The organism is Serratia sp. DD3 (assembly GCF_000496755.2).
The window spans coordinates 64220-81359 of sequence record NZ_AYKS02000118.1 but is presented as its reverse complement, the minus strand read 5'-3'; the positions used below and the strand labels follow the sequence as shown (position 1 = coordinate 81359).

18 protein-coding genes are annotated in these 17140 nt (G+C 48.0%); 7 read left to right on the top strand and 11 right to left on the bottom strand.

Annotated elements, in window-relative coordinates:
* Positions 1-69: 69 nt before the first annotated feature.
* The 4 genes from radC to mutM all read left to right on the top strand — a co-directional run bounded on the left by radC (position 70) and on the right by mutM (position 2353).
* On the top strand, positions 70-738 hold the full coding sequence (gene radC, locus IO95_RS21735) for a DNA repair protein RadC (RefSeq protein ID WP_200874164.1): 669 nt from the start codon (positions 70-72) through the stop codon (positions 736-738).
* Positions 739-1000: 262 nt separating this feature from the next.
* Positions 1001-1237 carry a 50S ribosomal protein L28 gene (rpmB, locus tag IO95_RS21730; protein ID WP_004931195.1) on the top strand — a complete coding sequence of 79 codons (237 nt, stop codon included), beginning with the start codon at positions 1001-1003 and terminating at the stop codon, positions 1235-1237.
* A gap of 11 nt (positions 1238-1248) precedes the next feature.
* Positions 1249-1416, top strand: coding sequence for a 50S ribosomal protein L33 (gene rpmG, locus IO95_RS21725; protein ID WP_002208990.1), 168 nt, complete (start codon positions 1249-1251; stop codon positions 1414-1416).
* Between the two features lie 127 nt (positions 1417-1543).
* Positions 1544-2353, top strand: coding sequence for a bifunctional DNA-formamidopyrimidine glycosylase/DNA-(apurinic or apyrimidinic site) lyase (gene mutM / locus IO95_RS21720; protein ID WP_023490032.1), 810 nt, complete (start codon positions 1544-1546; stop codon positions 2351-2353).
* Here mutM and coaD read toward each other — a convergent pair whose 3' ends face one another.
* From coaD to waaA, 3 genes are all read right to left on the bottom strand, one after another.
* Positions 2354-2839: a pantetheine-phosphate adenylyltransferase gene (gene coaD, locus IO95_RS21715; protein ID WP_023490033.1), complete on the bottom strand. Its 486-nt coding sequence runs from the start codon at positions 2837-2839 to the stop codon at positions 2354-2356.
* Positions 2840-2901: 62 nt separating this feature from the next.
* Complete coding sequence (locus IO95_RS21710; protein ID WP_023490034.1) at positions 2902-3672, bottom strand: glycosyltransferase family 2 protein; 771 nt, start codon at positions 3670-3672, stop codon at positions 2902-2904.
* A complete protein-coding gene (waaA, locus tag IO95_RS21705) occupies positions 3673-4950 on the bottom strand; it encodes a lipid IV(A) 3-deoxy-D-manno-octulosonic acid transferase (RefSeq protein WP_023490035.1) in 1278 nt (425 codons plus the stop codon).
* A 123-nt stretch (positions 4951-5073) separates the two neighbouring features.
* Between waaA and IO95_RS21700 the strand changes: the two genes are divergently transcribed.
* Positions 5074-6090: a glycosyltransferase family 9 protein gene (locus tag IO95_RS21700; protein WP_037384833.1), complete on the top strand. Its 1017-nt coding sequence runs from the start codon at positions 5074-5076 to the stop codon at positions 6088-6090.
* A gap of 33 nt (positions 6091-6123) precedes the next feature.
* Here the strand turns inward: IO95_RS21700 and IO95_RS21695 are convergent, their stop codons facing one another.
* From IO95_RS21695 to rfaQ, 3 genes are read right to left on the bottom strand one after another with little or no spacing between them, the layout of a single operon-like run.
* Positions 6124-7221: a glycosyltransferase gene (locus tag IO95_RS21695; protein ID WP_023492583.1), complete on the bottom strand. Its 1098-nt coding sequence runs from the start codon at positions 7219-7221 to the stop codon at positions 6124-6126.
* A 2-nt stretch (positions 7222-7223) separates the two neighbouring features.
* Positions 7224-8351, bottom strand: coding sequence for a glycosyltransferase family 4 protein (locus tag IO95_RS21690; protein ID WP_023492584.1), 1128 nt, complete (start codon positions 8349-8351; stop codon positions 7224-7226).
* The gene (gene rfaQ / locus IO95_RS21685; protein ID WP_023492585.1) at positions 8348-9430 is read right to left on the bottom strand and encodes a putative lipopolysaccharide heptosyltransferase III; all 1083 of its coding nucleotides are present in this window, start codon (positions 9428-9430) and stop codon (positions 8348-8350) included. The genes IO95_RS21690 and rfaQ overlap by 4 nt, the downstream gene beginning before the upstream one ends.
* A gap of 214 nt (positions 9431-9644) precedes the next feature.
* Here rfaQ and IO95_RS21680 point away from each other — a divergent pair, with 214 nt between their 5' ends.
* Both IO95_RS21680 and IO95_RS21675 read left to right on the top strand, forming a co-directional pair.
* Positions 9645-10601: a polysaccharide deacetylase family protein gene (locus IO95_RS21680; RefSeq protein ID WP_037384831.1), complete on the top strand. Its 957-nt coding sequence runs from the start codon at positions 9645-9647 to the stop codon at positions 10599-10601.
* Position 10602: 1 nt separating this feature from the next.
* Positions 10603-11700: a glycosyltransferase family 9 protein gene (locus tag IO95_RS21675; RefSeq protein ID WP_037384828.1), complete on the top strand. Its 1098-nt coding sequence runs from the start codon at positions 10603-10605 to the stop codon at positions 11698-11700.
* A gap of 7 nt (positions 11701-11707) precedes the next feature.
* On the opposite strand, the gene IO95_RS21670 is transcribed toward IO95_RS21675, so the two are convergent.
* Genes IO95_RS21670 through rfaF form a run of 5 tightly spaced genes read right to left on the bottom strand, consistent with a single transcriptional unit; the run spans position 11708 to position 17137 of the window.
* Complete coding sequence (locus IO95_RS21670) at positions 11708-12706, bottom strand: glycosyltransferase family 2 protein (RefSeq protein ID WP_037384826.1); 999 nt, start codon at positions 12704-12706, stop codon at positions 11708-11710.
* Positions 12703-13935 (bottom strand): O-antigen ligase, encoded by a 1233-nt coding sequence (locus tag IO95_RS21665; RefSeq protein ID WP_037384823.1) that lies wholly within the window; start codon positions 13933-13935, stop codon positions 12703-12705. Before IO95_RS21665 ends, IO95_RS21670 begins: the two co-directional genes overlap by 4 nt.
* 21 nt (positions 13936-13956) lie before the next feature.
* Positions 13957-15126, bottom strand: a complete 1170-nt coding sequence (locus IO95_RS21660; protein ID WP_037384821.1) for a glycosyltransferase — start codon at positions 15124-15126, stop codon at positions 13957-13959.
* Positions 15126-16088 (bottom strand): lipopolysaccharide heptosyltransferase RfaC, encoded by a 963-nt coding sequence (gene rfaC, locus IO95_RS21655; protein WP_023488970.1) that lies wholly within the window; start codon positions 16086-16088, stop codon positions 15126-15128. Before rfaC ends, IO95_RS21660 begins: the two co-directional genes overlap by 1 nt.
* A gap of 2 nt (positions 16089-16090) precedes the next feature.
* Positions 16091-17137: an ADP-heptose--LPS heptosyltransferase RfaF gene (rfaF, locus tag IO95_RS21650; RefSeq protein WP_023488971.1), complete on the bottom strand. Its 1047-nt coding sequence runs from the start codon at positions 17135-17137 to the stop codon at positions 16091-16093.
* Positions 17138-17140 lie beyond the last annotated feature (3 nt).

Here is a 17140-nt window from a genome sequence, read left to right as displayed (position 1 = left end):
TGTCGCAGTCCAAAATCCCTCGAGGCATACTCTGTGGCTTGCAGGGAGGAGGCGATGAGTAGTCAAGATATGTCTATATGGCCAGGGGCTCTGGCGCCCAGAGAGAAACTGATGCGTGATGGTGCGGCGGCGCTGTCTGACATCGAGTTGTTGGCAATTTTTTTACGAACAGGTTCACCAGGCGTGCATGTTTCACAACGTGCTGAACAGTTATTGGCACATTTTGGCTCGCTGTATCACCTTATTTCGGCTGATTACCAACAATTTTGCAGCCAGAAAGGGTTAGGGATAGCGACGTATACACAGCTACAGGCGATTTCTGAATTGGCTTTCCGGTTATTTTCTGGCCCCCATCTGTTGGAGAATGCTCTACTCAATCCGAAAATTACCCAGCATTATTTGCATAGTTTGCTGGCTCATCACGAACGGGAGGTTTTTTTAGTGCTTTTTTTGGATAATCAACACCGGGTGATTCGCCATCAGGAGATGTTTGCTGGTACCATTAATAGTGTCGTCGTGCACCCAAGAGAAATTGTGCGTGAAGCGTTGAAGGCTAATGCAGCGGCCATCATTTTGGCGCATAATCACCCATCGGGTAAGGCGGAACCTAGCCACGCTGACCGTTCAATAACCGAGCAAGTGGTCAATGCCTGCCGATTATTGGAGATCCGAGTGCTCGATCATGTGGTGATTGGCCGGGGAGAATGCGTCTCTTTTGCTGAGCGTGGATGGCTTTAAGTCACTTTTTCGCGATCCTTGTGGGATCTTTATTTGTTCGGGACTTGAGCACTTACGCTTCAGAGCGTATACTACGCCACCTTTGAGAATCTTGGGTTTGGCGTTAAGAGCCTATCTCAGCAGGTTTCTGACCTGATGTGTGGTTTCTGACCTGATGACGAGAGTCTCCTCAGTATGAAGTTTGCTGAGATGGGCTCTAAAAGCCTGACGAGGCGGCCATACCCCTTTGAGCTCGAGCTGATTTGATTTTTGGAGAATAGACATGTCCCGAGTCTGCCAAGTTACTGGCAAGCGCCCGGTGAGCGGTAACAACCGTTCCCACGCAATGAACGCGACTAAACGCCGTTTTCTGCCTAACCTGCACTCACACCGTTTTTGGGTTGAGGCTGAGAAGCGCTTTGTCACTCTGCGTGTATCTGCTAAAGGTATGCGTGTTATTGATAAGAAGGGTATTGAGACGGTTTTGGCCGATCTACGTGCCCGTGGTGAGAAGTATTAAGGAACTGAATCATGGCTAAAGGTGTTCGCGAGAAGATCAAGCTGGTTTCTTCTGCTGGTACTGGTCACTTCTATACCACTACGAAGAACAAGCGTACTAAGCCGGAAAAATTGGAACTGAAGAAATTCGATCCAGTTGTCCGTCAACACGTGCTCTACAAAGAAGCTAAAATTAAATAATTTTAGTGGATTATAATAAAAACCCGGTCTAGGCCGGGTTTTTTTCGTTGTATCACTCAGTAAGCCAAGTTGTTGTCGCCGATATCCCTTGTAGCTTGGAGTAACAAAAGCAGAGAAGGAGCCTGGTATGCCTGAATTACCTGAAGTCGAAACCAGCCGCCGTGGCATTGAGCCTTATCTTGTTGGTCACCACATTCAGTATGCGGTGGTACGTAATTCTCGCCTGCGTTGGCCGGTTTCAGAACAGATCCTGTCATTGAGTGATCGGTTGGTACGTAGTGTGCAACGCCGTGCTAAATACTTGCTGATTGAGTTAGATGATGGCTGGATTATTGTTCACTTAGGCATGTCTGGCAGTTTGCGCATGCTGACAGAGGAGACTGAAGCCGGTAAGCATGATCATGTTGATCTGGTGATGAGCAATGGCATGATCCTGCGTTATACCGATCCGCGCCGTTTTGGTGCCTGGCTGTGGTGTGCAGATCTTGCGCAGAGCTCGGTGTTAGCTCATCTTGGCCCGGAGCCGTTGAGCGAAACTTTCAATGGTACTTATCTCTACCAGAAATCCCGCGACAAACGCACATTGATTAAGCCTTGGTTGATGGATAACAAACTGGTGGTTGGGGTGGGTAATATCTATGCCAGTGAATCACTGTTCAGTGCGGGGATCTTGCCGGGTCGTCAAGCAGGGTCATTAAGCCAAGCAGAGGCAGAGTTGTTGGCAGCAACCATCAAGGCGGTTTTACTACAATCCATTAAACAAGGCGGCACGACATTGCGTGATTTTCTGCAATCAGATGGCAAACCTGGGTATTTTGCGCAACAACTGCAGGTTTACGGCCGAGCAGGAGAGCCCTGCCGCGTCTGTGGTACCTTGATTGATAGCACAAAACACGGGCAGCGCAGCACCTTTTTCTGCCGCAACTGCCAGCATTGATTACTGTTTGGCGAGTTTTTCCATTAATGCCTTGGCAACGACATCAGGCAGAAAGGCGGTGATATCACCGCCATGGCGAGCGACTTCTTTCACCAGTGTTGAAGAGATGAATGACCACTGTTCCGATGGCATCAAAAAGACGCTTTCAAGCTGTGGCATCAGGTGGCGATTCATATTTGCCAACTGTAATTCATATTCAAAATCAGACACGGCGCGCAGGCCACGTACCAGAATATTGGCATTCTGATGGGCGGCAAAGTGTGCCATCAGCTCACTGAAACCCTGTACTTCAACATTATCCAGATGCGCGGTTACCTGTGTAGCCAAGGCTACGCGCTCTTCCAGCGTAAACAGAGGTTTTTTGCTCGAGCTGGCGGCAATAGCCAAGATGATGTGATCAAACATCTTTGAGGCGCGCGTGACTAAATCCAGATGACCATTGGTCATGGGATCGAAAGTGCCAGGATAGATTGCTTTGCTGCTCATCACTCATATTCTCTGAATAGACCTAACGACCTTCAAGAAGCAGCATGGCTGTATCTTGAGGGTTATTGGGTAACGTTACGTCCCAATGCCCACAGTGCGGCATATTTATTGAAAGTATATTGCGCGTTGACCATGGCTAACAGCAAGCCTTGTTTACCGTCAAGAAAACCAGCCCGTAGCAACCAGGTTTTGCAGAAGGCTCCCAAGGTGTGGGTAAGGATCGACAAGTAACCACAGCGTTTACCTGCCTGATGGCGCTGGGCAGCCCACTGTTCGGCGTAATGCAGTTGTTTGCGCTGAAAAGCAAAAAAGTCGCGGCAGGTCAGGTGTAGCAAATCACCTTTTAATGGCACAATTTTGGCGCCCGCCGTATTGAGTGACTCGTGAACTAAATCATCGTTGTAACGATAATGGGCGTTGGCATACAACCGATTGACCCGATCTGGGTACCAACCACTATGGCGCATAAAGCGGCCAAGGAACAGGTTGCGGCGCCCAAGGCTGTAGACCACGTTGTCTTCTGCAGTTACCAGCGCTTGTTCAATCGATTGGCGTAGTTCTGGCGTGACACGCTCATCGGCGTCGATCATCAGAATGTAATCATGGGTGGCGTAGCTTTGCGCTTTTTGGCGTTGCTTGCCAAAACCTTGCCACTCGGTATGCATAAATACTTTAGCACCGAGGCTTTCCGCCAAGGCGACAGAACCGTCTGTACTGCCGGAATCGAGAACGATGATTTCATCAGCCCAAGAGACCGATTGCAGACACTCAGGCAACAGCTCGGCTTCGTTTTTAGCGATCATCACAACCGAAAGACGTTTACGGTCGCTCATTTAGTGACTCCGTGGCGGCAGATAGGGTTGCAGCAATTGTAGCAGATGCTGCAGTGCTCCCTGATTCTGATACAACACCTCAACGGCATGACGGCCATAGTAATGGCGGTAATCTTCATCAGTCAGTAATGTCGCTACTTCTTTTACCAGAGCATCGACATCATTGACCGTGATAAGTCCCCCCGCTTCGGTGAGCTTGGCACAGATATCTTTGAAGTTGAAGGTATGCGGCCCCATCAGGACCGGAATGGCATGCGCAGCAGCCTCCAAGGGATTATGCCCCCCACGTTCCACCAGGCTGCCACCAACAAAAGCCAAATCGGCAATGCCATACAGCAGCATCAACTCCCCCATGGTATCGCCAATCACCACCTGCGTACTACCGGAGGGGATCTCACCACTGCTACGAGTGATATAGCTAAAACCCGCTTTTTGTGCCAGTGCCTTAGCGGTAGGGAAGCGTTCTGGATGGCGTGGTACCAAAATCAGTAATAAGTTCGGGTAGGTGATCAATAACCTGCGGTGAGCCTCGAGCAACAAGGTTTCTTCACCCTCATGCGTGCTGGTGGCGATCCACACCGGACGGCGTGGTGCCCATTGGCGGCGTAGCGTAATGGCCCGCGCGGCAAGTTCTGGTGTCACCGAGATATCGAACTTAAGGCTACCGGTGATAGCCAGTTGAGAGCGTTTTAAGCCAAGGGCAAGAAAGCGCTCACCATCCTCATGATTTTGAGCGGCAATCAAGGTAATATGCTGCAGGATATCTTGAATAAATCCGCCAATTTTTTTATAGCCTGCTGCGGAGCGTGCAGAAAGGCGAGCATTGGCGATGACCAACGGGATTTGGCGTTGATACAGCCCATTGATTAGGTTTGGCCAAAGTTCGGTCTCCATGATGATCACCAGCTTAGGCTCAACCTGCTTGAGAAAACGGCGTATGGAACCCGGCAAGTCATAAGGGAGATAGACGTGGTGAACATCTTTACCAAAGGCGGATTGCACACGCTCAGAGCCGGTTGGTGTCATGGTGGTGACGGTAATCGGCAGGTAGGGATAACGGTGACGCAGCGCTCGAACTAACGGGATTGCGGCCAGGGTTTCGCCAACGGAAACTGAATGCAACATAATACCGCCCGGCACCACTTTTCCGGCGCAGAAACCGTAGCGTTCAGCCCAGCGTTTACGATAGGCAGGCGCTTTGCGGCTACGCCATAGCAAACGGAGCCAGATCAGAGGTTGGATAAGGTAGAGTAGTACCTGATATACACGAAGCAGCATGCTATCAATTTCATTTATATGCGTTATTCTGAATAGTATCATATCCAGCACGGAAAGGTGCTAGTTTGGTGGTTTGAAGAGCGCTGGCGACGACTGACACAAGATTTGGCTGATAGGTTTGGAATGAAGAATATTTTAATTATACGCCGTGACAATATTGGTGATTTGGTTTGTACCACTCCATTGATTGAAGGAGTGAAAATTGCCTACCCTGATGCAAAACTGTATCTGTTGATCAATAAAGTCAGCCAAGACGTGGTGAAGCATAACCCCCACCTTGAAAAGGTATTCGTGTATAAAAAGGCGAAACATAAAGCCAAGAATGAGACAACACTGGGTGTCTATTTTCAACGGTTAATGATGCTCTGGCAGTTAAGAAAAATAAAATTTGATGCAGTGATCCTCGCTAATCCAGAGCCTTGCAAGTATAGCTTACGCATGGCAAAAATGATTGGGGCTAAAAAGATTATCGGTGCTGATTTAGGCACCAGCGACATTCATCATCCTTTTAAATCAGCTAATTTTCATGGTAAACATCAGGTAGAACGTACCTTTAGCTATTTGTCGGCAATAACGGATAAGGTTATTCCGATTCCACCTGTGCGTGTCTATCTAACCGATGAAGAGCGTCATATCGCCAGGCAACGTTTAAAGGCATTGTTACCTGCCAGCAGTGGGCATCTCTATGCTGTGCATTTCAGTAACCGCAGAGTAAAGAGTAGTTGGCCACTGGAGCGCTATGCTGAGATTATTCGTCACTTAACGACGGATCATCATGCCTCGGTACTGATTTTTTGGTCACCGCCGGGTACGTTGGCTCCAGATGATATTGGTGATGATAAACGCGCTGAACAGTTGTTGATGCAGTGTCAAAATCCGCGAGTGGCGCTGTATCCCACCGCCTCGGTACGTGAGTTGCTAGCCGCATTTGATTTGTGCGATCTGGTGTTGTGCAGTGATGGTGGTCAAATGCACTTGGCTGCGGCATTGAATAAAAAGCAGGTGGTATTTTTTGGTGAGACCAAACCGGAAGAATGGCATCCTTGGTCGGATGATTATCAGATAATACAGGCTACGAGTGGTAACTGTGCTGATATTCCGGTTGAAGAGGTTTGGCAAAAAATGCAACAGTTAAAATAGTTTTAAGCAAAGGCAGGCCAACCCTGCCTATGTTTATTTTTTTAATGCAATATATTGTTCACAAATAGGTTTTAGACCATAACTTAATAATTGTTGATGATTAATTTCGGGAGGGTTGGCATAAATGTTTGCCATCTTTTCCGCTAGAGATTTTTCATTTAATTCGGCCAGTGCATTGCTCATACCTGCTTTTTCCAGGATTTCCTGCGGCCCACCGGGACAACGCGTGCTAACCACTGGAGTCGCACACAGCAATGCCTCAACCAGTACGTTGCCGAAACCTTCATTGTCTGAACTAAGCACCAACATGCGCGCGTGTTTGATAAATGGGAAGGGGTTGGCCTGAAAACCAAGAAATTGTACTTGTTCATGGATCCCCAACTCTTGCGCTAACTGTTTTGTCTCTTCGACTATTTTTTCTTCTCCGCCACCCAGTAATACCAAAGGGGCTTTAATACCGGAGAGCGCATAGGCTTTCAGCAAGCGGTCATGGCGCTTGTGTGGATGGAAACGGCCTACATGTATCAGATAATCTTTGCCTGCTAACATGCAGGGCTCGGCGGCTTCTTGTTCTATTGCTTTGATATCGAAAGGATTGTTGATTATTTCCAATCGATTGGGCTCAATTCTTAAATTTTGATGCAGGTCATGGCCTACCGCCTGTGAGACGGCAACAATATTTTTGTGCTGATAGATACTTGCTATCTTGCGGCGCTTTAACCAGCGATCCAGCCCAGCTCGGTGGCCCAGATAGGAAGTGGAAAGAATACCGTGTATGCAGAACCAGAGACGTTGCTGATCAATCACTTTACTACGGCTGACAATACGATCCGTCTTATGCAGGTTAGAGAACACCAGGTCATAACGGCCCTTTTGCTGTTCATTGGTACTAATTGTTCGGTCCAGCATGGCAGCACGACGTGACAGCTCAGTCAATTTGCGCCAGGGTGTCCTGCAGGTGTCGGGAATCACTTGATAATTAATCCCAGCAGGGATGGGATAGTTACAGATATCACGCAGTGAAATCAGGCTGATGTCATGCCCTGCTTGCTGCATGCCTTGGCATAACGTCAGTACTACCTTTTCTGCCCCGCCACCAGGCAGACCGTCGATAATCATCAGAATACGCATAGTTAATCCAGCAGTCGGTTATAGAGTGCAATAAGTTGTTCTGAGAGTTGTGTCGGTGTTGCCGACATAATACGCTGCCTTGCCGTTTCTCCCATGGCGGACCCCAACGCTTGCCGAGGTAATGCATCAATTGCTTCGGTCAGCGCGCGAATATCCAGTGCATCGCTGACAAATCCATTTGCACCTGGGGTGATAAACTCGGCTCCACCGCAGGTGGTACTGGTGATCACCGGTAATCCACATGACATCGCTTCCAGGATTACATTGGGGAAGGGGTCGTATAAGGTTGGCAGCAGCAGAGCATCTGCAGCTTGGTAGAACGGCAGGGTTTGTTGCTGCACGCCCATAAAGCGCACTCGGTGGCCACAACCCAGTGACTGCGCCAGTGCTCGGTAACGTTGCTCGGCTTTGTCTTTACCCACGACCAATAGATAACTCTCTGTTGCGGCTACCGCACGGATGGCTGCTGCCAGACCTTTACGTTCAAAACCGGAACCGACAAAGACCAGGCAGTGTGCTTGTTGGGGAAGTTGAAATTGCGCGCGCAGTTGTTGCCGTTGCTGTTCACCCGCAGGTAAAAATTTCTGGTTATCAATAGCGTTGTAGATCACGCTGATTTTATCCGCAGGGACGCTAAAGTCGTCGATAATTTCTTGCTTGATCATTTCGGCATTACAAATCACCGCTTTTAACTCAGGTGCGGCATACATGGCGCGTTCAGCGCACATGACATAACGATGGTAACGGTTAGAGAATAACCATTTGCGCCGCCATTCCGGCAGCAGGCGTGCTCGCTGCAACAGCCAGCGGCGGTGTACACCATCACCCGCACGATAAATATCGCAGCCAGGGATGCGCTCATGACTTTGTACCAGATCGAAATGCTCTTTTTGCCACAAGGCTCTAGCGGCCTGCGCAAAACCACGCTCGCGGCTGATACGGCCAAATTTCATCGGATTGCACAGATGGATATGCCATTGCGGATTGGCATCACCTTGCCATTCTCGGGTGATAACGTTCAGATCCAGATCCTGTTGCTCGAGAGCCTCCAGTGCCCGGGAAACAAAACGTTCTGCCCCGCCATCTGGGCGGTATTTTTGGCGAACAATCGCCAAACGAAATGCTTTCATGCCAGGGTGCTCCGCGCGGCTGCAATCACCACGTCTGTAGGAATAATGTTGAGGTAACGCTCATCAGTGCGGGTATTAACCGCATCAGGGTCTGGCAGTTCGCCATAGTTCCCCGCCCAAATTACCTGGCCGATGACTTGCCAAGGGCGCCAGAATGTCAATTTTGATGGCCCGAAAAGCGCCACGCAAGGCGTCTGTAATGCTGCTGCCATATGCATAGGGACAGAGTCGACACCCATAAACAGTTTGGCGTGATCAATCAGTGCAGCCAACTGCCGCAGCGTCAGTTGCCCTGCCAGGGAAACGATACCTGGCTGTGGGCACAGCTCCAGTATTTGCTTGACCATCTGCTGCTCTTTGGTATCGGGCCCGGAGGTTATCACTAATTGGTGTCCATCAGCCTGTAGTGCGCTGATGGTAGCGGCCATTTTTTCTTCACTCCAACATTTAAAGAACCAGCGTGACGTGGGTTGTACCACAATATAGCTATCCTTGATGCCATGCTGGCGTAAAAGTTGTTGGCTGGCTTGCCAGTCTTGCGCGCTGTAACTCATGGTGACTTGCTGGCTGAGATTCGGTAAACCGAGCGGTTGCAGCAATGAAAGGTTCTGCTCAACAGTGTGCAGATGCTGATGTTCAGCCACCGAGACCAATCGACTATGGCAATGGCGCCACAGAAAACCTCGGCGTTTGGGAAAATCGAACCCCAGGCGGATGCGCGCCCCCGTTAAACGTGAAAGTAGCGCGCTGCGCCACTGATCGGCAAGATTGATCACCAGATCGTATCGTTGGGCTCGGAGCTGACGGATCAAACGCCACTCATGGCTGAGATGAGCTTTGAGGCCCTGCTTTTTCCATTGGCGATCGATAACAAATATCTGTGATAGTGCCGGGTTGCTGGCCAGCATATCTTGCGTTTCTTGATATAGTAATATGTCTATCTGGGCTTGGGGGTAGTTCTGTCGCAAAGTATTGATGACTGGGGTAGTCAGCAGCATATCGCCGTGATGGCGCAGTTTAATGATCAGAATATGCTGTATTGGCGTGGCAGAAGCCGAGGCTAACGCGTCGTTCATCATAAGTCGCTTTCAGTGAAACCAAAGTGTGATTCTAAATGACCTAATCGTATGTTGCTACTATTGCCAAGTTTTCTTACCGATAACGAAAATCTCCCCTGACGATCAAAGCCTCGGACAGTCTGATGACAAAGTTGTTTGCCCTGAAGAAATCAGCTGCGTAACATGTATGCCTTATGAGTATCAGCCCGCTGCTTGCACAACAACAGGTATCTTTATGAGCGTACCAGCGTTTCTTATTACCATTGATACTGAAGGCGATAACCTTTGGCAAAATCATGATCGTATTTTGACCGAGAACAGCCGTTTTTTGCCGCGATTTCAAGCGCTGTGTGAAAAATATGGGTTCAAGCCAGTTTATCTAACCAATTATGAGATGGCAGTGGATGCGCACTATATCGAATTTGCCCGTGATGTGATTGCCCGCGGCACCGCCGAAGTGGGTATGCATCTGCATGCCTGGAACAGCCCCCCACTTGAGCCACTGACTGACAATGACTGGCGCCATAAGCCTTATCTGATTGAATATCCCGCTAATCAGATCCGTGCCAAAGTCGATCATATGACTAAGTTGCTGGAAGATACCTTTCAAACCAAGATGCGCAGCCACCGTGCCGGGCGCTGGGCGTTTAATGAGTTTTATGCGTCACTTTTGCTGGAATATGGCTATCAGGTAGATTGTTCGGTCACTCCACGGGTTAACTGGCAGTATTCACCGGGCAATCCCCAAGGTAACGGCGGAACTGATTATCGCCATTTTCCCTCTCAGGCTTATTTTATTGACCCAGCCAATATTGCCAAACCCGGTAACTCGATGTTGCTGGAAGTTCCTATGAGTATTCAGTATAAACACTCTGCGTTGATGAATTTGCTCAAGCAAGGTTATGATCGTTTTCGCGGTAAAAAACGCTCACCATCAGTAGATTGGCTGCGGCCATCCGGTCATAATCTGGCAAAAATGAAGCGAGTGGCGGAAAATTCGCTGGCACAAGGGCATGATTATGTTGAGTTTATGCTTCACTCTTCCGAGTTTATGCCCGGTGGTAGCCCGACCTTTAAAAACGAGCAGGATATTGAAGCCTTGTATCGGGATTTAGAACAGTTATTTGATTGGCTACAGCAACGCACGGTGGGTATGACGTTGGCTGAATATTATCAGGTTAAAGTGAATTAACATGTCGAAAAAGTGGAAAATCAAGGCTGCTGATTGGTTCTTGCGACGTTATACCGCGAAGTATGGTCGTTTCCAGGATAAAGCGACCTTTGACAGCAAAATGCAGTTCGAGAATATCGTTATTTATTCCACGACAGCTTTAGGGGATTTCATGTTCAATACCCCGGTGTTGAGAGCGATGCGTGAACGTTATCCTGCCGCACATATCACACTGGTAGTACATGAAAAAAATAGCGAGTTAGTAGAAAATGGTCGCTATTATGATCGGGTGATTTACTGGAACAGTAAAATAAAGACCATCGGCCCTCTGTTGAAATCATTGCGGCAACATCAGCCGGACCTGGCTCTGATCCTGCATTCACACCTACCTTATGACGTTATCAGTGCCATTATGGCCGGTGCAAAATATGTCATCAGAGATAACTATAGTTCAGGGATATGTGGGTTGGAACCTTGGTTGACCAACTATGTATTTCATTATTATGGGCACTTTATCCGCCGAAAACTGGAGTTGATTTCCATTTTAGGGTGTCGTTGTGACGATCCGACTATGGAAATTCCTGTCCCCTATAAGCCAGGCATTAGAAACATCGAATTTTGCTCAATTGGATTTCAACTTGGGGCTTCTACAGAGTCTCGTTGTTGGCCGGTTGGTCACTTTGCCAAGTTGGCGGATATGTTGGCTGTCCAATATCAAAATGTGCGCTTTGTGTTGATTGGTGCAGGGCAAAAAGATGAAAAGAAAGCACAAGAGTTCCTGCAGCTTATTCATCCTGATACTCGGACTTGTGTTGATAATAAGATAGGTAAGACTGGGCTACAGGGAACGTTGACATTAATTGATAGCCTCGATCTACTGGTATCTGGGGACACGGGGCCTTTGCATTTGGCGATTGCATTGAAAACCAAGACGATAAGTTTATTTGTGACGGCTGATCCTCGGTCTACCGGACCAATTCAGGATGTAGAGTTGCACCGAATTATTCATCTTTCTCGAACGGGTTATACCATGCCATTGGAGGTTGATGGACCGGTGGGGGTTATTCAGCCACAGCGTGTTTATGATGAGATTGTGGCTCATATGTCTTTGAACTCTTGATAAGAAGCTAGAAACGTCTTGGTATGATGGTGCGTAGCCACCAACGCATTTTCGATAGAAAAGTATCCACTCGTGCATAACGCATTTGGCGGACTTTTTTTCCCGGGACGTCACTATCTTGGCATATCATGGCCGCCTGACGAAGAGTATTTAGGGTCTCTGGTTCATAGTGATAATAGCCGTAAACTATTTTTGACATGGACTTCACCTCGGAGAAACAGTTGGCGAGCATCAATGCAGCCAATTGTCGTAGCGGTTCATCACCTTGGTGTTGTGCCACAAATTGCAGCATTTTTTTCATCGCAAACAGCATGTCTTCAATATCTTTAGCCTTGATATTGCGGGTGATCCCTTGGTTATTATCGCGATATAGATAGAGCGCATGGTCAATATGGGCAATTTTTCGGGTTTTGAAATATTGGAAAGGTGTGAAGATAACATCTTCATAGCGCCGCCCATTTTCAAAAGTATCTCCTGCTAGCAATGTACGCCGATAAACCCGACTCCAAAGATGCCACATCGAGTTGGCAAATAGCGGTTTTAGACAATCCAGCCCTTGATGTTGAAAGTCGTACACGATGTGTTTGACCTGCTGATTTGTGGGTAAAACAGAGGGAGAAACGGTGAATTTCTGATAGTTGAAATCAATCAAATCCTCGTGGTCTTCGAGCAGTAATGGGTATAAAACTGCCAGATAATCAGTACATAGCATGTCATCTCCGTCCAGAAAAGTGACATAGCGCCCACCGGCATTTTGTAACCCGACGTTGCGGGCATTGGCAATACCACCGTTTGTCTGAGAAATAAATTTTACTAAGGGATGTTGTTTTTTTAGTAGAAACTCGTTGACCAATACAAAGGATGAATCTGTCGAGCCATCATCAATAATTACTACTTCAATATCATCACGAATTTGATCAAATAATGACCCCAAACTATCGATGATAAAATCCTCATTATTGTAGAATGGAACAATAATACTAAGCAGAGGTGATGTCAGGTTCATGCTGTTGGCTCCCGACTTTTTTTCACGGAAAGTACACTGGCAATAATCGCTAGACAGAATATAACGGTGCCTTCCTTACTGAAGAAAACGACATCGCTGAGTCCGTAAGCAAATAGACTGAAACTTATTCCTAGCAGTAATGCATTGCGGTGAGGTCTCAGCGACGAGACAAACAGACCAATATAGAGTGCCAGTAAACATAGCGCCCCCCAGAGACCTTTAAGAGAAAAGGTTTCCAGTAATTCGTTATGTAGATGGACATTGATATAGGGCATGGCTCCATATAGCTGGGGCTCTTGCGCGACAATGGTACGGATTTTTTCGCCACGTAACTCTGCGGATTGGCCCCATAGTGCATCTGATCCAGCATGTATAGCCACGACCTGCATACTTAGCCTGGAAATAATTGAATTCTCCACTTTGGGTTGGTCAATCCTTTGTATGTCGGTTTTAAAATCACTAATACGTTTTTCTATCTGTGTTTTGAAGACAACACCACTCACTAGCAGTAATAAAGGGATTGAGATTACCAACTGGATTTTGCGTTTTCTAGATATTAACTCTGTTGTTGCTAGTAGCGATAAGATGGACGCAAGAGGATAGACCAACATGGCAGCTCTTGTTCCGGTTAGGATGATACTGGAGAACGTGAGCAAGAAAGCCAAAACATATAAAATCAGGCGGTAACGAGTTTGTAACATCAGAATGGCTTGCATCATGACCAGACTGATGGCGGTCATAATATAGGCAACGACAGTGGCGCGATCAAAGTTGAGTTCAATACGTGGAATATTTAATATCAATCCCTGATAAAGTGCGTAGCCATTGACAGCCAAACCGCAACTTAAAGCCACGACAATAAATGCACGCTGCATACAAAGGCGTTCATTCAGTGCGAACAGTAAAAGAAATGCGGTAGCTATTTGTAACTTTCCGGTTGATAAGTATGAGCGGTAAATATTGATATAGTCACCTGGTTGCTTAAAATCGCTCATCCAGAGAATGGATCCTATCCCTACGCAGAAAAAAAGCATAGGTAAAATTAGGTTCATCTTGTTTCTGAAGAAGTACTTTGCGTGCAGGAAAATAACAATCAATGAGAGGTAACTGGAGATATAAAAAAAATCACGCCCAATGTTGGAACCGAAAGGAATGGTAAAAAAAGCAACAGCACACCCTAAATAAATAAGATAGCTAAATGCTGGATGGGGGGCCTTTTCTGTCAGCATGGTTCTGTTTTTCCAACTAGGTTAATTCTGGGTGGCCAAGGATAGTAGAGTCTGGTCAAAATCAGTCTTGAACATTGCATAATTGAAATGTGTCATTGGGTAATTACGGGCATTTTTGCTGAGAAATTGGTAAGTATCTGTCACCAACAGTTTCTCCACAGCATCTGCGCAATCGATATGTGACAATAATTTTGGCTTAACGAGTGAATCACTGAGTGGATCGTAAACATCATGCGGGAAATCAACTTTTATGCCGGTTAGATGTTGATGCTGTTCAATAGTGATAGACGGTGTTAGCCCAATACCACAATAACCATCCTTCACTGCCTCTGGTTGACCATCGATTAGTGGGAATATTACAGGCACACCAAAATAGAGTGATTCCATACAGGACAAACCGAACGGTTCGGTAATCGGTGTACTCATATAAATATCGATACGGTTAAAGAAGTCTGCGACATTATCTTGAAAACCGCTGAATATGACGTGATCACCGAGTTGTAGCCGTTCAGCCAGAGCTTCAAAGGCTGCTCTGTCTAGACCTTTGCCTGCAATTTCTAAAGAAACATGATGTCCACGACGCAATAACTCTTGCATCATCAGCAGGGAAACGCTGATTCCTTTAAGACTTACTAGTCGAGAAGCAGTACCGATCTTGACTGGTTGCGATAGTAACTTGGGGGTATCGTTAAGCCCTGTTGGCGTTTTGATACGGTTGATTACTACTGGGTTTGGGCAGGGTAAATTAAAACGTAATTCCATCACGCGTTTCGACGCATGGGATGCAGAAATAACACCATCCAGCATAGCGAAGAAACCCAGAGTCTTATGATTTTTGGGATAACGCCAGGAGCAGCCATGATCGTAATAAATCAATTTGCCGCGTTTAGGTTTTGCTGCTAGACCGGGAATCAGATCCCATACGATGATCACATCGGCATTGGCCCTTTCTATTTTTCTTGTTAGCAGGTATTTTCGTAAAAATTGCGGGCAGCGCAGCGAGAGTGAATTGATTAATCGATTGGCAAACGTCACGGCCTGGTTTGGCATCTGTTGGCGAATTTCTTTAGCGACCTCACTGCTGATGCAAATTACTTCGTTACTGTTATCAGTGGTATCGTTGATATACTGCAAAAACAGGCGTTCAACACCACCCATTTTCCCTAAATTAATAATATGCAGTTTCTTCATTAGATGGCCTTTTGTAGTTCTGTCCGGACAGCGTTAGCGGTGATTTCTAGCATATTTTTTCTCGGCGCAATCAATGAATTCTGATTCAACCCATACCCCCCAATCAACCCCGGGTCTGTTGGACCATACAGGGTGATATTCGGGCGGTCCAGGGCGGCAGCCAGATGACTCAGCCCGGTATCGACTGAAACCACCGCTTTAGCGCCTGCCAACACGGCGGCTACCTGCTCAAGAGTCAGCTTGGGTAACACTTCAACATGCCCAAACCCGTCTGCCAAGCGTAAAGCTCGCTGGTGTTCATGCTCGGCCCCCCAGGGGAGCTTGATCTTTAACCCGCTAGGGGCAAGTAATTCAATCAGTTGACGCCAATGCTGCTCTGGCCAATGTTTTTCATCACGCGTGGTTGCGTGCAGGAAAACCAGATATTTCCCGCCATCTGCAAGGGGATGGCTAAGAAAACGCGCGGCAATGGCGTAATCCCCGGTATTATGCGGTTTTTCATAACCCAAGCTTTTGGCAAATAGTTCGCGTATACGTTCTACTGCGTGTTGCTGTTTATCCACAGGATGACGATGCTGATAAAAGCAACTGGCTAGTGGTTCCCGTGCGCTGTGCCAATCCAGACCATGTTTGCTGCCGCGAGCAAGGCGCGTCACCAACGCAGCGCTCTTAATTAACCCCTGCGCATCAATGACAATATCATACTGGCGTTGTTGTACCTGCTGTTTGAAATCGTTGCGCTGCTGCCGGGTCTCTTTAGCAAACCAATTTTTACGCCAACGGCGAAGTGCCACCGGGATCACGCGGTCCACCGCCGGGTGCCAACTGGGGATTTGGCTGAATCCTTCCTCCACCACCCAATCGAAACCAATACCAGGGATAGCCTGCACGGCATCGGTCAGTGCAGGCAGGGTATGAAGTACATCCCCCATTGAGGAGGTTTTAACGATCAGTACCTGCATGGTTATTCCTCGCTGGCGGCAAGTAGTGGCATCAGCGTGTCTAACACCTGCTGGGGCTGTATGTCGATCAGGCTTTGGTGATAACCCTGATCAGCATCGCCTTTACGGATTTTGTGATACCCATCAATCAAACGGATCACCCTGGCCTGCTGAGATAACGGAGGAGTGAAGTCCGGGCTACTTGGGCCATACAGTGCGATGAGTGGTTTATTCAGGGCCGCGGCAATATGCATCAAACCGGAATCATTGCTGACAACTGCCTGGCAGGAAGCCAGCAGCACGACGGCTTGTTCGAGCTGTGTTTTCCCGGCCAGATTAAGGCAGAAATCACGGCTGTTTTCTTCCAGTGCGGCACGGATCTGTTCCCCCGCTTCACTGTCTTTGGCCGAACCAAACAGGACAATTTGATAACCTTGATTGATCAGCGCTTGTGCCAAGGTGGCGTAATGATAGTGCGGCCAACGCTTGGCTGGGCCAAACTCGGCACCTGGGCAAAAACCGATAATCGGCCGCTGCTCGGTGAGGTTAAATGCCGCTGTGGTTTCGGCGATTTCCCCGGCGCTGACCTGCAATTGTGGGCAGAGTAGCGGCTGGGGCAGATCTTCCGCCCGGTGTATACGTTGTTTATCGTAAGCCAAGGCGACATAGCGCTGCACCATCAAGGGGAACGCCGCTTTATCCAACACACGCAGGTCATTGAGTAAACCGTAACGCATCTCACCGCGCCAACCGATACGCAAAGGTACCTTGGCAAAGAAGGGAACCAGGGCAGATTTGAACGAGTTGGGTAGCACATAGGCACGCTGATAACCCTGCGAGCGCAGAGCATGACCAAGACGACGGCGCTCACCCAGCCCCAGGGCGCCATGGCCCAGTGGCATGGCTAATGCCTGATTCACTTCTGGCATACGAGCCAGCAGAGGACGGCACCAGGCAGGGGCCATCACGTCGATTTCTGCTGAGGGATACTCGGCCTTCAAGGTGCGATAGAGGCTTTGCGACATCATCATATCGCCAACCCACGAAGGGCCGATAACCAGAATTTTCATACC